This window comes from Enterococcus sp. DJ147D b, from assembly GCF_058216655.1.
The window spans coordinates 1,259,515-1,273,809 of the sequence record NZ_CM177104.1 but is presented as its reverse complement, the minus strand read 5'-3'; the positions used below and the strand labels follow the sequence as shown (position 1 = coordinate 1,273,809).

The 14,295-nt window shown below is 34.3% G+C and carries 15 protein-coding genes; 2 read left to right on the top strand and 13 right to left on the bottom strand.

Annotated features, from left to right (window positions below):
• Positions 1–27: 27 nt before the first annotated feature.
• The 11 genes from AC4BD1_RS06115 to AC4BD1_RS06065 form a co-directional block, all read right to left on the bottom strand.
• Positions 28–636 (bottom strand): flavin reductase family protein, encoded by a 609-nt coding sequence (locus AC4BD1_RS06115; protein ID WP_490467258.1) that lies wholly within the window; start codon positions 634–636, stop codon positions 28–30.
• Between the two features lie 12 nt (positions 637–648).
• Positions 649–1,542: a VOC family protein gene (locus tag AC4BD1_RS06110; protein WP_490486001.1), complete on the bottom strand. Its 894-nt coding sequence runs from the start codon at positions 1,540–1,542 to the stop codon at positions 649–651.
• A 14-nt stretch (positions 1,543–1,556) separates the two neighbouring features.
• Entirely contained in the window at positions 1,557–2,516 is a 960-nt protein-coding gene (locus tag AC4BD1_RS06105; RefSeq protein ID WP_490486000.1) for a ring-cleaving dioxygenase, read from the bottom strand.
• A gap of 34 nt (positions 2,517–2,550) precedes the next feature.
• Entirely contained in the window at positions 2,551–2,973 is a 423-nt protein-coding gene (locus AC4BD1_RS06100) for a MarR family winged helix-turn-helix transcriptional regulator (RefSeq protein WP_206909637.1), read from the bottom strand.
• A gap of 150 nt (positions 2,974–3,123) precedes the next feature.
• A complete protein-coding gene (locus AC4BD1_RS06095; protein ID WP_490467255.1) occupies positions 3,124–3,699 on the bottom strand; it encodes an accessory gene regulator B family protein in 576 nt (191 codons plus the stop codon).
• Positions 3,700–3,792: 93 nt separating this feature from the next.
• The gene (locus AC4BD1_RS06090) at positions 3,793–4,530 is read right to left on the bottom strand and encodes a LytR/AlgR family response regulator transcription factor (RefSeq protein WP_067481947.1); all 738 of its coding nucleotides are present in this window, start codon (positions 4,528–4,530) and stop codon (positions 3,793–3,795) included.
• Between the two features lie 315 nt (positions 4,531–4,845).
• Entirely contained in the window at positions 4,846–5,001 is a 156-nt protein-coding gene (locus AC4BD1_RS06085; RefSeq protein ID WP_490485999.1) for an AgrD family cyclic lactone autoinducer peptide, read from the bottom strand.
• Positions 5,002–5,143: 142 nt separating this feature from the next.
• Complete coding sequence (locus AC4BD1_RS06080; protein WP_490485998.1) at positions 5,144–6,439, bottom strand: GHKL domain-containing protein; 1,296 nt, start codon at positions 6,437–6,439, stop codon at positions 5,144–5,146.
• 278 nt (positions 6,440–6,717) lie between these two features.
• Positions 6,718–6,918, bottom strand: coding sequence for a cold-shock protein (locus AC4BD1_RS06075; protein ID WP_067481945.1), 201 nt, complete (start codon positions 6,916–6,918; stop codon positions 6,718–6,720).
• A gap of 187 nt (positions 6,919–7,105) precedes the next feature.
• Positions 7,106–8,749: a hypothetical protein gene (locus AC4BD1_RS06070; protein WP_490485997.1), complete on the bottom strand. Its 1,644-nt coding sequence runs from the start codon at positions 8,747–8,749 to the stop codon at positions 7,106–7,108.
• A 3-nt stretch (positions 8,750–8,752) separates the two neighbouring features.
• Complete coding sequence (locus tag AC4BD1_RS06065) at positions 8,753–9,487, bottom strand: ABC transporter ATP-binding protein (protein ID WP_490467253.1); 735 nt, start codon at positions 9,485–9,487, stop codon at positions 8,753–8,755.
• A 166-nt stretch (positions 9,488–9,653) separates the two neighbouring features.
• Between AC4BD1_RS06065 and AC4BD1_RS06060 the strand changes: the two genes are divergently transcribed.
• Both AC4BD1_RS06060 and AC4BD1_RS06055 read left to right on the top strand, forming a co-directional pair.
• A complete protein-coding gene (locus tag AC4BD1_RS06060) occupies positions 9,654–9,956 on the top strand; it encodes a DUF2316 family protein (RefSeq protein ID WP_490467252.1) in 303 nt (100 codons plus the stop codon).
• Between the two features lie 114 nt (positions 9,957–10,070).
• Entirely contained in the window at positions 10,071–10,220 is a 150-nt protein-coding gene (locus AC4BD1_RS06055) for a hypothetical protein (RefSeq protein WP_169819312.1), read from the top strand.
• Between the two features lie 437 nt (positions 10,221–10,657).
• On the opposite strand, the gene AC4BD1_RS06050 is transcribed toward AC4BD1_RS06055, so the two are convergent.
• Together AC4BD1_RS06050 and AC4BD1_RS06045 are read right to left on the bottom strand one after the other, a co-directional pair.
• Complete coding sequence (locus AC4BD1_RS06050) at positions 10,658–12,439, bottom strand: ABC transporter ATP-binding protein (RefSeq protein ID WP_490467251.1); 1,782 nt, start codon at positions 12,437–12,439, stop codon at positions 10,658–10,660.
• A complete protein-coding gene (locus tag AC4BD1_RS06045; protein ID WP_206909621.1) occupies positions 12,439–14,181 on the bottom strand; it encodes an ABC transporter ATP-binding protein in 1,743 nt (580 codons plus the stop codon). The genes AC4BD1_RS06050 and AC4BD1_RS06045 overlap by 1 nt, the downstream gene beginning before the upstream one ends.
• Between the last annotated feature and the right edge of the window lie 114 nt (positions 14,182–14,295).

Genomic DNA, 14,295 nt, shown 5'->3' with positions numbered 1-14,295 from the left:
TTAATTCTTCTCTCTTCCCACTTGAAATCAATCAGGGCGAACTAAGGTAAAGATCTCTCCTATTTTAGCATAATTATTGCCGGCTAAACGGCTAACAGGTTTTAACTTTTCGATTAAGATACGCCCCTCATCATAGACTGACTCATCCACTTGATAGTGCTTGATTTTTAATAAAAGTAAGTCTGCAGTGATCTGCTCCTTTTCTTTGATTTCGATATGTTGATAGAGCTCTGTTTCAAAACGAATTTTCGATTCTCTGAGAACAGGTGCTCCAACTGTTTGGGCATCATCTATCGAAAAAGTTGTTCGTGATAATTCACTTTCTTCTTTTGGTAATGTTGCCGCAGTTTGATTTCCATCGACAACGTTATCTTCATCTAAAATATGGATGACAGCTTCTTTTGTAGTTAATAGATTGGCGGCTGTATCTTTTAGTTTGCTCGTTTTTCGCTGAATCGCTAGTGAAACAATTGGCGGGTTTGAGCTGACGATAGAAAAATAGCTGAACGGTGCAACATTTACACTTCCGTTTTTAGAACGCGTAGTTACTAAAGCTACTGGCCGAGGAACGATTGAACCAATCAGTAATTTATAATTTTCTCTTTCAGTTAACTCTAAAGGTGACTTTTGGATCATTTCATTCTCCTTTTATAACACATTTAATTTGGGTAGCCGTTTTAAAATCTCTGATTTTTGTGATAAAAATTTATCGGGCAACATGAATTCTTCCCCAAGTGTTTCCAGCTGTTCATCGACTGTAAAGCCTGGTGTCCCAGTTGCTAGTTCCAACCAAACATTTCCATGTTCTTGTAAATAGATTGATTGGAAATATTTTCGATCTTTGATTTTTGTCACAACGTATTTTGCTTCTTGCAATCTTGTTTTCCAATCTGGTAATGAATCATCTTCGACTAAAAATGCGATATGGTGAACCGTTCCTGGACCAAATCTACCAGGAGCCAAAGTTTCTTTAGGAACAATTAGTTGTTGTTCATTCTCTTCACCAAAAATAAGATGGTAGCCAAAAGCTGATTTACGTACTAAAGTCATGCCCAATCCTTCAGTCAATAACTGAACGGTTGCTTGGGGATTTGCAGAAAGTAGTACCCCACCATACAAGCTAAGAATCGCTGGTGTTTCCGAAGTTATTTGACTTTCAACAAAAGCTATCGTCAAACCATCTGGGTCATTGAATTCAATTGTTGGTTGTCCAAATAAATCTGTTTGTTGCGTAGTAATTGAAAAGTCTTCTAGACGACTAAGCCAATAACGCATACTTCCTAGTGGTATTTGAAAAGCCATCGTTCCCACTTGGCCACTTCCTACTCTGCCTATTGTTTCATATTTCCAAGAAAAGAAAGTGATAATTGTACCGACCTCTGCTTCATGATTTCCAAAGTAAAGATGGTAACTATCTGGATCATCAAAATTAACAGTTTGTTTCACTAATCGGAGGTCCAGAATATCACGATAAAAGTGAAGTGTTTGATCTAAATCTGCAACAGTTGCAGAAAAATGATGAATTTTATTCAGTGGCTGCATGGAATTCTCCTTTGTTAACGCTTTGTATCAAAAGGTTTAATCGCGCTTTCGATTGATGAACGTTGATTTTCTAAAAATGGTGGTAATGATAAGCTTTCGCCTAAAGTTTCATAGGGTTCATCTTCCATAAATCCTGGCTCATCCGTTGCAAATTCAACTAAAATGTGTCCCAAGCGAACATATAGCGATTCAAAATAATAGCGGTTAACATAACCAGAATTTGGTAACCCTAGGTCGTCAAAAATCTTTTGCCAAACTTTCAAAGAACTACGATCAGCTAAACGGAATGCGACATGGTGAACTTCGCCAAAGCCTTGTTGTCCCTGAGGGTTAGTAGTATCTTCTACTAAAATAACTTGTGCCCCATTCCCTCCTTCGCCGATTTCTAACAAATGACGGTTACCGTCAACGGCGATTTCCTTAAAGGTTAAAATATTTTCGAAAAGTGCACGAAAATCATCAAAGTAAGAAATTGTGATTTCGACAGGACCTAAACCGTAAATAGCAAACTCAGTTGGAACTGGTCCATTCTTCCAAGGTGTCCCGGGGCGAACACCTTTGTTCTTTTCATCGGAAATTAATTGATAAGCTTGCTCATCTTCATCCCAAAAACGTAAAATCTTCTTACCAAAAAGTTCAGAAATTTCTTCATGTTTTACAGAAAATTCATCAAAACGCTGTAGATAATATTCTAATGCTGCATCAGTGGGAACACGAAAACCAATTCTTGAAATCGAATTCGTTCCCTTCTTCCCTTTTGGATTATTAGGGAAGTCAAAAAATGTCATAGTTGTTCCAGGTGTACCATAATCATCAGCATAATACGTGTGGTAGGTTTGGATGTCATCTTGGTTTACTGTTTTTTTCACCAGACGCATCCCCAAAATATCAGTAAAGAAACGGTAATTTTTCTTAATATCACTTGTCATTGCAGTTACGTGATGAATTCCTAAAGGTTTATCTTGTATATTCATTTTAAATTTCCTCATTCCATAATTTTATTTATTGTCAGTTATCTTTTACTTTTTTTAATAGTTTTTCTAATTGTAATAATTCGTCTAATTCAAAATCTTCGAAACATCGACCAATTGTTGCCGCATGTTGTGGGAAAATTTCAGCCATTAGTTGACAGCCAGAATCAGTAATCGCAACATATGTTTCACGGCGATCCGCTTGGTTCGTTTTACGCTCGGCTAAACCTTTTGCTACCAATTTATCAATCACATAGGTTGTACTGCTACTAGCAATCAAAATCCGCTCTTGGATTGTTTGTGGTGTTTGCTTTCCCTTATGGTAAAGAAACTCAAGTACGGAAAATTCGGTAATATTCAAACCATAATTTTTAACATCCTTTTTCACTACAGCTTCTAGTTTCCCACTTACACGTAATAAACCAATAAACGCATTTAATGCCTGAGTTGTTTGTGACATTTTCCCACCTCCTTTTATTTAATAGTAAATATCTCTAATTCGAGATAATAATAGCCGGATTGAAATGAAATTGCAATTTATTTGTCTTGAGTTAAACACAACTAGAATTAAAAAAAAGCCACCTCTCAATTTGAAAGGTAACTTTTTAAATTACGACTCTTTAACTTTGATGAATAAAAGAATTGTTGCACTAATCATTCCTAATAGAATGTCCGTCCGATAAAAATCACTAGGAATCGCTATGCCAATGAATAAAATTACTATACTTACGAGGATCGCCTTCATTCGTGTTTTCTCAATCCCTGCTTTTAGACGCTTAGGATTGATTGCTGGTCCTTTGATTCCGATAATTACTGTCAAGAATGCCGCAGCGCTTAAAAAGACAAGTCTGCTAACGGTGATATCAAAAAAAATAGCAATGAATGGCACAATCACCAATAAAAAGATACTTTGGATCGTGCATAACCAACTTTTGCTTGCATGATAGCCATAAGAATTTCGGCGAATGGCAAAAAACGTAACATGAGTAACAATAACCGCTGGAACAATTTGTAAGAATGCCGCAACAGCATAAATAAAGACAAGTTTAATTAATTCAACAAGTAATGTCGAAAGACCGTACTCGATTTTTGCAGTTTCAAGTTCAGATAGCTTTAAACTTGTGCCAAGTTTTTGACTTAAATTCTTTGCTATTTTCTCTTCTAGCGAAACATATTCATTTGTCATATTTTCATCTCCCCTGACCTTGATTATATAAGGAGTTGAAAGTGAGAGAAAGCAAACTCATAAGTGCTAGTTATTTCAACAAAAGTGCTAGAGTTATTTTTGATTAAAACGATCAACTAATTTTTTTAAGTGACGTGTGGACACTAGACATTCTTCATCATTGACCATTGTAATTACGCGTTCCTTTTTGTCAATTCGACTGATATTGTTTACATTTACTACATAAGATTGGTGACAGCGATAAAATGATTGACTGAATTTTTCAACGTCTTTGATTTTTCCAGTATATTCAACCATTCTGTTATCCAAATGAATAATCAGCTTATGCGGCGTTTGGCTCGATTCAAAAAATAAGATCTCGTCCACGAATAATTTGATGTCCAGCACACCACTTTTGATCCGAATCTGTTCGCGACTAGGTAGTTCTGTATTCATATAACGTTGCATCGCAGTATCTATGCAACTAATCACTTTTTTCTGGAGTTCTTCAAAATCGTCTTTTACTAAGTAATCCATAGCTTCTACTTTGTAAACAAAAGTTAAATAAGCCATATCACTGTAAGAAGTTATAAAAACAATTTTAGCAGTTGGATCATATTCACGGATTTTTGCACCTAACATGATCCCATTCATTTCGGCATTAAGATCGATGTCTAAAAAATAGAGTCCTTCTGTTCGTTCTTTACGAATAAAATTCAAAACATCGTTAGGATCAGGAGTCTCCATGGCAAATTCTATATCATAATCCATCATCATTAGATAGTTTTTTACAATTTTGGTAATTCGATTTCTATGAACTGTTTCATCATCACAAACAAAGATTTTCAACACAGCTATCGCCCCACTTTATCTCTCATTTTTACCGCTTTATTATTAAGCGAAACGTCCCCAATTATTATAGCCCTGGGTAAATTATTGTATCATAGTTTTTATTTATTTTGTGAAATGATTCTCAAATAGTTCAACTGTTCTACATTTATAGTAAACACTATTTTGAAAAAGGCAACCCATCACAAAAAATGCTTAACAAACACCAATCAAAAGCTCATAAAAAAAGACATAACACTGTCGACTGACAATGCTATGTCGATAAAACAATTACAAACACAAGCTCTTCACTTCAATAGGAAAAGCTCTTAATGATAATTATTTTTCTAATTCATTTTTCAACGCTTCAGGCATTTTTGGTTCGTATGTAGCTAACAAACAAATACTACTTGTAGAAACTAGCTCATAGGCAACCAATGCAACAGCAGATACCATACTTAACATTTGAATCTTAACATTTGAAAATTTTTTCATGTCTTCTCCACCCCTAATTCAATAATCAAATAATAGCATAATATGCTACTACTCTATAGAAATTATAATAAGAAAAGTGATATAGACCTTAAACAATCAAAAGTGCTCCTTATTTAAGAAAAAGTGCGCACTTTTGAATCATCTATTTCAATTTGTCAAAGATCGTAATGATTTGAATAAATTGATTATTTTCAATTTTTGTTTCTAAATACACATTTGGTTGAGATTGAACCAGCTCATCTAAATTTGTTAAACCAATTCCGCGATTTTCTGCTTTGGTAGAAAAGTTCGCTTGTTTCAAGACATGTAGTTTAGGGATTTCCTTTCGACAGTGATTGCTAATGATAAACAAACAAGCCTGATTATGAATGGTTGCTGTTAATTCAATTTCGGGGTCGTCAACATTTTGTGATTCTTCAATCGCATTATCTAAAATAATCCCCAGCATTCGAACTAAAATCAGCGATGGAACTGAAACCTTATCAATTGTTTTTGGCACATGGATATTGACGTGAATTCCTTGTTCATATGCACTATACAATTTGCTGATAATAATACTTTTGATTTCGCGAATTTCTAAATGACTAACAGATGCCATTTTCAAGATTTCTTGATCAAAGATCGTCCCAGTTCCTTTGATACTAGAATAGAAATAGTTTTTTAAACCAGCTACATCATCATTTTCGATATAATCTTCTAAGGAAATCAGGATATTTTTATAATCATGTTTAAACTTTCTAAGTTCTGAATAATTTTTTTCGATTTGTTCACTATAGTCAATCAAATAATTCATTCGGTTTCTTTGCTCTCGTGCCTCATATTCAGCCTGCTTGATGAAAATGATTGAAAAACAAATCAATGCAGATAATATCCCGTACAAAACAATAAAAAATGCATTTGCATGTCCAAAGTACTCATTTAATGAGGGGTAGCGATCAATTACGATTAGAGAAAAGTACATCATAAACGTCAATGTTACGATGGTTGTACTAACTTTCAAGATAAGATCATTACTCAAATATTTTTTGATAATAATTTTTTTGAATATCCAAGCTAACAAAAAGTAGATAAGTGTGTTAATTAATAAACGAAGAATTTGATTTACCTGATTATCATAATCAAGGCCTGCGAGGTATAAACCAGTGGCAAATAAATTGTCAGCAAAAATATACAGTAAAATTGACAAGGATGATGAGAAAAAAGACCAATAGTAGCCTCGTTGAAAGTATAATAAAATACCGCACATATACAACCATAACATTCCAGTTGAAACCACATCTAATTTCATATATGTGAGCACATAGATTATCATGATTCCAACACAAAACAATAGATATTTTTTATTTGTTAATTCATCATTTAAATAGCCTAAGACAAATAACATACTTGCTAACTGTCCAACGATCATAGCCAAAATGATGAAACTAGGTATTCCCAAAATGTTCTCCCCCTATTTCCCGAACTACAACCGTTTTATTCAAAGTGCTTTCAATTGTAGCTAACTATTTTGAGCCACATCTATTATAACAAAAAAACATAGGTTATTATAAAAAAAGCGCAATTAATGATGAAAATTATCGTTTGTTCAATAAAAGAAATGTTACCATAAATAATACGTTGCAATGACTTACTTTTTAGTAGATTGAGAAAACCATCCAGTCAAAGCGAAGACAAAAAAACCGTCTCAAATGAGACGGTTAACAGTCAATGTAATAATTAAGCTTTTACAATGTTAGTTGCTTGAGGTCCACGTTGACCTTCTTCGATATCAAAAGTCACAGATTGACCTTCTTCTAAAGTTTTGAAACCTTCGCCTTGGATAGCTGAGAAATGTGCAAATAAGTCATTTCCATCTTCACCAGTGATAAATCCAAAACCTTTGTCTGCGTTAAACCATTTTACTGTACCGTTATTCATATTATAGTTCCTCCTAATTACGTATCAAGTACGTTTTTTGTTGCAATTAATTGTTGATAAGCAAAAGGAGTTTTGTATAATGTGCCATACAGCTCAAATTACGTTTCAAAATAAATTACTTGTTTACTATACCATGCGCACTAACCAAAAGCAACCTCTTTGCTCATAAATTTATATTTATTTGGAATTAATCTTTAATTCTGAACGTTTTAGGTGCTTTTTTATAAATGACTAAGAAGCCAATTCCAACATATAGTAAGCAAGCTATCGACACGATAATCGCATAAAAGAATCCTGATACTTTTAATTGTAGATTCCCATAAGCTATCCAGTAAAATATTATGGCAATAATTTTATATAGTGGACTGACCACTTCCATCTCACTAGTGAATGGTTGAATCAGATAATAGACAAATAACTCATGGAATGAAAATAATGCAGATAATGCAAGTAACAGCAAAGCTAAAACACCAAAAAAAGTCCAAGATAAAAAGAATCCGTTAAGTACAGATAACAGAAGATACACACTGAAAATTCCGACTGATAATAAGCCATTGTAGAAAAAAGTCTGTTTGAAACGGTAATTAAATCCACGAATGATTGTTCCTGCTTCACGATAAAATGGATAATAAAGCATTGCTACGTCACAGTTAACAAAGACCATTTGGACGACTTTCTTTCCAAAACTCATGACATACATGATAAAAAACAGCAGACTTAACGTTCTTGTCATATCTTCTTCAGTCAAAACTTTCCTAACATCAAAGAAGCTAAGAATAACGACGACAATTAATGAAGCTGCTATCGTATACACACGTAATCGAAAAGCATTGTTCAGTATTTTACGATATCGACTAAATAATAATGCGTTCAGATATTGGTTACCATCTAAATGAGCAAATCGTTCCTCTTGGTTCATCACTAATTTTTTCTGCATTGCTAATCCGTCACTAAGATAACTTTTACCAGAAGCGAGTTCTTGACTAGCAACATTTGACAAAGTAGTCATCTCACTCCAATAAAAGACGTAGTCCATTTCCTTTTTAAAGTGCAATAAAGCATAGCAACTGCAGATAAGAAAAATGATGGCTATCGTAATTCCAATCCAAGAAAGGAAAACAGTTAACAGAACCACTGCTAATTCTTTCCAAACAAAAATCACTGCGCTACTAATAACAGCAACAGTCACTACACTACCCAAAATCAACCGCTGACGTTTTGATAAGTGCCAAGTGAAAATCATTCTACCTAGGTAAAGATAAAAACAGCGAGAACCAATATACGTTAACAAAATGAAACATGTTACTTTAATTGGCTCTCCAATAACAAAACCATAAATAATGGCAGCAGGAAGATATCTTAATCCATGAATAAAACTATCGGTTAATTTATATCCACGAATGATCCTCAGCTTAGGACGCTGGAACTGCTCAATAAATTCAACAATCCGCTTTTCTCCTGAAATAACGAAACCATCATAAAAGTTAAATAAAACGACCACTATCATTAACCACAAAAATAAGCCAAGCTTGCCGGTTTGGTTAGTAAAAGCTTTACCAGAAGACAAATTTTCTCCGTTCAATAATATAGCCGCTCCATAATAAAATGCTAACCACAAAAACTTTGCAAGAATACTACGAATATTTTCCATTATCAAACCAATAACAGTTAAAATCTGTTTCAACTCATAGCTTTGATAGAAACTAGTCGGTATGAATTTCCCGATAATAGGTATCTTTCGTAAATAAAAGACAAAACCATTGACTTTTTTAGTGACTGAAACTTGCTCTAATTGCCAGTAGTCACGCAAATAATCAGATATCCGATTCATAGCCTATGCCTCTTCCTTTGTAAAAGTAGACCGTTCTTCTTTATCCGATAATAGGTCAATGATTTCTTCTTCAAAATCTTGATCATGGATCTTAACGGATTCGATACCAATCAATTTTTTGTGATGCAGTAACACGATTTCGTCACAAAGGTCTTGTGCTAATTGTAAAATATGAGTGGAAAAAATAATAACTGAGTTTGCTTTCATCTTTAGAATCAACTCTTTCATCTCGTGGGCCGCAACAACATCAAAAGAGGTTAATGGTTCATCTAGTAATAAGACAGGTGGCTGAACCATAAGTGAAACCAAAAGCTGTACTTTATTTTGCATGCCGTGAGAAAAATCTTTTAACAAACGGTGTTGGTCTTGCCGTTCGATCCCAACGGAATCCAGATAAGTTTCTGGTCTTTTGATTTCTTGAATCCGATCTTGGTTGATGTCAATAAAAAACTTTACAAACTCATACGCTGTCATAAATGCTGGTAAATGTGGCATTGTATAAACAAAACCAATCTCTGTGTTATCATAATCCGTGTTGAGCATGCCATTTTTTTCAAGGCCAATCGTACCATTATCGAGTAATAGATTTTTCGAAATACAATTGAACAAGGTTGTTTTCCCAGAACCATTTCGTCCAAGCAAACCGTAGATTTTCCCTTTTTCAAAGGTAAAGCTAGCGTCATCAAAAATTACTTTTTCATCAAAATTTTTCGTTATGTTTTCCACTACTAATTTCATTGTTCACCTCTTAATTTTTATTCTTTTCTTACTTATTTCCTCGCTAATTTTACTTTACTGCATATTGCAAAGCTTTCCAATAGTGAATCACATTTAATCACAGGTTTTACTTGCGTTTGCCGTTCATTAGGACTATCATTTTTACTATTATCAAGGAGATGATCAGATGTCTTTAACCAAGCAACAACAAATAAATACACTTAATGAATTTCAAGAAAACTTTGCTTTACTAGGTTTGTCGACGCAAGAAATTGCTGATGAGCTAAGAACCACTTCAAAAAAAATCGACGCTATTTTGCGATTGCAACCAGTCGCAATCGAAGATCCGTGGATCTTAAAAAATTATTTAGAAGAAAGATTACTGGATCAAGAAAAAACACCTATTCCTTTCACTGCTTTAATTGGCGATTATCATGATTATTGGTTTCTTGACGCAAGCAAAATTGAAAAAAGAAAACTCGCCAAGTGATCTTAAAAAATTCTTTACTAGCAGTTTTTTATTTTTTATGTTATATTACTTGTGGAATTTCGTTATCAACGTATTAGTTGCCTTTCGTTCAGATTTAAGAAAGGAGAATGAATTATGACATTCTATAACAAAAACTTACAATATCGTGTTACTTTAAATACTGATTTGAATTTGTTTATCGTTTTTGATAAAGACAACGCAAATCATGTGGCTACAGGTGTGACGATTGAACAAGCTGTACAAGAATTGAAAAAATCCCTATAGGAGAGATACCTCATATGAATGATTGCAGTTCTAGTCATTAAAAGCACCTACTGGATAAATACAGTAGGTGCTTTTTTGGTTTGTCTATTTATTTAGTTTTCTTTAATTGAGAGCTGGATTTCTTGCTTTTAAAGTCCCAACCTGCTATTATTATTTTTAACACGAAAAATATTTTTATCGCGAATTATTAATTTGTTTGATGAAATTTAATCAGCACTGGCGTAACCTTGGAGTTACAAGGATGTATTAGAGGTTAGGGAATACATCGTTTAAATGAGAAAAATTAATTGTTAGTAATAGTCACCATCAACTTTAGAATAATAAATATTGATTAGTTAGATAGCCTTCTCTTAACAGAGAGGGCTATCGTTCATTTTATAAAAAAACAGCAAGGTGTATACGAGATAGCTCGTAGCTTCCTTGCTGTTTTTTTATCATCAATTTGTTTGAAGTAAATCATATTGTGATTGATATAAATGGTGATAAAGACCTTGTTTTTTCATCAAGTCGTCATGCGTCCCTGCTTCGGCTATTTTTCCACCTGCAACATAAAAAATTTGAGAACTATTTTTAATCGTCGATAGTCGATGAGCGATAATAAAGGAAGTGCGTCCTTTCAATAATTGTTGCAAGCCTTCTTGTAGTAATTCTTCTGTTTTGGTGTCGATACTTGAAGTCGCTTCGTCCAAAATCAAAATTTTTGGATCCGCCAACAATGCTCTGGCAAAAGAAATTAGTTGTCGTTGTCCCGCAGAAAGTGTGCTACCTCTTTCTTCGACGACAGTATCGTATCCATCTTTTAGCTCTTTGATAAAGTCATGCGCTCGAACGATTTTAGCAGCTGCGATTATTTCTTCTTTCGTCGCATCTAACTTTCCATAACGAATATTATCAATAATTGTCCCAGAAAAAACAAATGTGTCTTGTAACATAACGCCCATTTGTGTTCGTAATGAAGCCAGTGTGACTGACCGAACGTCGTAACCATCCACTTTGACACTGCCTTCATTCACATCATAAAAACGACTCAAAAGATTAATAATCGTTGTTTTCCCCGCCCCTGTTGGGCCAACCAACGCAATGCTCTCACCGGCATTAATATGGAAGCTGACATCATTTAAGATATTCTTGCCCTCTTCATAACGGAATGTGACATGATCGAAGTGAACGTCCCCTTTAATCGGTGGCAAAATCTGTGCATTTGGTTCATCTTGGATATCAGGTACTTCATCCATCGTTTCAAAAATTCGTTCCAAGTAAGCTGTTGCCGTAATCAGTGAATTATAAAAGTTTCCAATATTGATTACTGGGTTCCAAAAATTATTGATGTAACCGATAAAAGCAATCAATGTTCCTGTTGTAACATTAACCCCTATTTGGCGAATACCTACAAAATAAATCAAACAAGTTGTCATTACGGCGATGTTTTGAACTCCCGGCCACAGCATGAACTGGACTTTGACAGCTTTCATCCATGAAGAACGATATTCGTCACTGACCTCATTGAAAATTTCATAATTTTCCTGTTCACGAGCAAAAGATTGTGTGATTTTGATACCAGAAATACTTTCATGAATGTAAGCATTTAAATTGGATTGCTTATTACTCAACACTTGATATGCTTTACGTTGTTTTGTCTTGATGACCATAACAATCACAAATAAAATTGGTAGTAAAATCAAACTATACAACGTTAATTTAACATCAATAAAAAGCATGAATATCAGTGTGATCAATACATTAAAAATGTCTGAAATCAGATTAATCAACCCATTACTTAGCAGGTCACTCAACGTGTTGATGTAATTAACGACACGAATCAAAATTTTCCCGTGAGGTCGGTTGTCGAAATAGGAAAATGGTAAATGTTGTAAATGTTCAAAGATTGAATAACGCATATCTTTCAAAATATCTTGCCCAATCTCGGTAATTGCATAAATTCGATAACGCATACACCATCCAATGATAAACAGAGAGAGCAAGAAAATCACACTTATCTGAATCAGTAGTGTCGTATTTTCTTTTGGGATCACATCATCAATAGCAATTTTGGTAAAGTAAGGTCCCAACATCCCTGCAGTATTGGCAAGGATGATAACGAACAAAGCCTTAAAAATTGCTTTTTTATAGGGTTTCACATAAATGGCCAAGCGACGGTAATGTGACCAGTTGAATTCTTGTTCCAAGGTTTCATCTACATCAAATTTATTGCGTGCCATTAGTTCCCCTCCTTCTCTTGGATGCCTAATTGTTTTTGGTAAACTTCGTAGTAACGTCCTTTTTGTTGCAGCAATTCTTTGTGCGTTCCTTGCTCAATCACTTGTCCTTTTTCCATCATCAGAATCAAATCAGCTTCACGAACGGAAGAAATACGATGAGCAATAATAAATGTTGTCTTTTCAGTTGTTAACTGTGTTAACTCTCGTTGAATTTTAAATTCGGTTTCCATATCAACTGCTGAAGTCGTATCATCTAAAATAAGAATAGAGGGATCTTTTGTTAAAGCTCTTGCTAACGATATTCGCTGTTTTTGTCCACCAGAAAGTCCAACACCACGTTCACCCACAATCGTTTCATACCCTTCCGGCATCCGTGAGATAAATTCATGTGCATCAGCAATCTGTGCCATTTGTTGGACGTATGTTTCATTTGCTAATGGATTGCCAAAAGCAATATTGTCTTCAATCGTATTGGAAAATAAAAAGACATCTTGCATAACCATCGAGATATTTTCACGTAACTGACGAACAGGATATTCTTTTGCATTTTTTCCATCAATCAAAACTTCACCTGAAGTTGGATCATAGAAACGACCAACTAAATTAACTAGCGTTGTTTTTCCTGAACCAGTTTCTCCTAAGATGCCAATTGTTTGCCCTGGGCTAATCTTGAATGAGATGTGTTTCAAAACTAACGTAGTAGGATCATCAGAAAAGTGAAATGAAACATCTCTAAATTCAACATGACCTTTGATTTTTTTTACTTCATTGTGAGTCAATACAGGAATTTGTGGTTTAGTTCCTAACATTTGCCGAATTTTGATACAAGCTGCCGAAAAACGTTGAACATCGTTAATCAACCAGCCGCTCATTCTCATCGGTTGATTCAGCATCCATAAAAAACCATTAAAAGCAATCAAGTCACCTAAAGTCATCTTTCCTTGTATAACAAATAACCCGCCTAAAATCAGCGTAATCACATTCAAGCTTCCAGCTAATCCATCTAACCAAGGGAGATATTTCATAGAAACTTCAGCTGATTTCATGTTCTGTGCTTTGTAATCTTCGTTGTGCTCCACAAATTTTTGAATTTCAAAATCTTCCCTAGCAAATGCTTTGACGACACGATTGCCACCAATATTCTCTTCAACCATTGAGTTCAGACGAGAAAAACTTTCTCGAATCTCAAAAAAGATTGGTCGCGCTTGCTTCGACATCTTTTGAGTAAGTAAGAAAATGATTGGGGTGACTGCAACCAGTGCCAGCATCAATTGCCAATTAATTGTTGCCATTACGATGACAGCAATACTGAACCATAAAATACATTCAATGATGTTATAGACTACCCACGAAACAAAATGACGAATAGCATCTGTATCCCCTGTCATTCTAGCCATGATGTCGCCAACTCGAGTGTGATTGAAGAAATCAAAATCAAGTTCTTGTAATTTTTGATACATTTCTTGCCGTAGCTCGAACAAACTGTTCTGACCAATTCGTTCAAATAAAATCTGATAAGTATAACGAATGATTGTTCGAAAAATCGTGATACCAATCATCAATGCTAATAACGGAATTAATAAATTTGCTTCCCCTTTTTCAATTACTTTATCTACAATCTCACCAGCCACTAATGGGTTGACTACAATTAAAAGCGCATTGATTATTAAAAAAATAATTGCCAGAAATCCTTTATTTGCATATTTCTTTACATACTGCCAAATCCATTGATAATTGCTCATTTTATTTTCCCTCCTATACGAAAGCCTTTTCTCAATCAAGTATTAGCTTATTCTTAATAAATTCGAAAGAAAATGGTTATTCTTACTTGTTTTGATGTACAATATTATCAAATC

What these genes read in the sequence shown, in the direction of transcription:
- AC4BD1_RS06115 (WP_490467258.1), bottom strand. Translation starts at nt 636, where the DNA reads ATGATCCAAAAGTCACCTTTAGAGTTAACTGAAAGAGAAAATTATAAA.
- AC4BD1_RS06110 (WP_490486001.1), bottom strand. Translation starts at nt 1,542, where the DNA reads ATGCAGCCACTGAATAAAATTCATCATTTTTCTGCAACTGTTGCAGAT.
- AC4BD1_RS06105 (WP_490486000.1), bottom strand. Translation starts at nt 2,516, where the DNA reads ATGAATATACAAGATAAACCTTTAGGAATTCATCACGTAACTGCAATG.
- AC4BD1_RS06100 (WP_206909637.1), bottom strand. Translation starts at nt 2,973, where the DNA reads ATGTCACAAACAACTCAGGCATTAAATGCGTTTATTGGTTTATTACGT.
- AC4BD1_RS06095 (WP_490467255.1), bottom strand. Translation starts at nt 3,699, where the DNA reads ATGACAAATGAATATGTTTCGCTAGAAGAGAAAATAGCAAAGAATTTA.
- AC4BD1_RS06085 (WP_490485999.1), bottom strand. Translation starts at nt 5,001, where the DNA reads ATGAAAAAATTTTCAAATGTTAAGATTCAAATGTTAAGTATGGTATCT.
- AC4BD1_RS06075 (WP_067481945.1), bottom strand. Translation starts at nt 6,918, where the DNA reads ATGAATAACGGTACAGTAAAATGGTTTAACGCAGACAAAGGTTTTGGA.
- AC4BD1_RS06070 (WP_490485997.1), bottom strand. Translation starts at nt 8,749, where the DNA reads ATGAATCGGATATCTGATTATTTGCGTGACTACTGGCAATTAGAGCAA.
- AC4BD1_RS06065 (WP_490467253.1), bottom strand. Translation starts at nt 9,487, where the DNA reads ATGAAATTAGTAGTGGAAAACATAACGAAAAATTTTGATGAAAAAGTA.
- AC4BD1_RS06060 (WP_490467252.1), top strand. Translation starts at nt 9,654, where the DNA reads ATGTCTTTAACCAAGCAACAACAAATAAATACACTTAATGAATTTCAA.
- AC4BD1_RS06055 (WP_169819312.1), top strand. Translation starts at nt 10,071, where the DNA reads ATGACATTCTATAACAAAAACTTACAATATCGTGTTACTTTAAATACT.
- AC4BD1_RS06050 (WP_490467251.1), bottom strand. Translation starts at nt 12,439, where the DNA reads ATGGCACGCAATAAATTTGATGTAGATGAAACCTTGGAACAAGAATTC.
- AC4BD1_RS06045 (WP_206909621.1), bottom strand. Translation starts at nt 14,181, where the DNA reads ATGAGCAATTATCAATGGATTTGGCAGTATGTAAAGAAATATGCAAAT.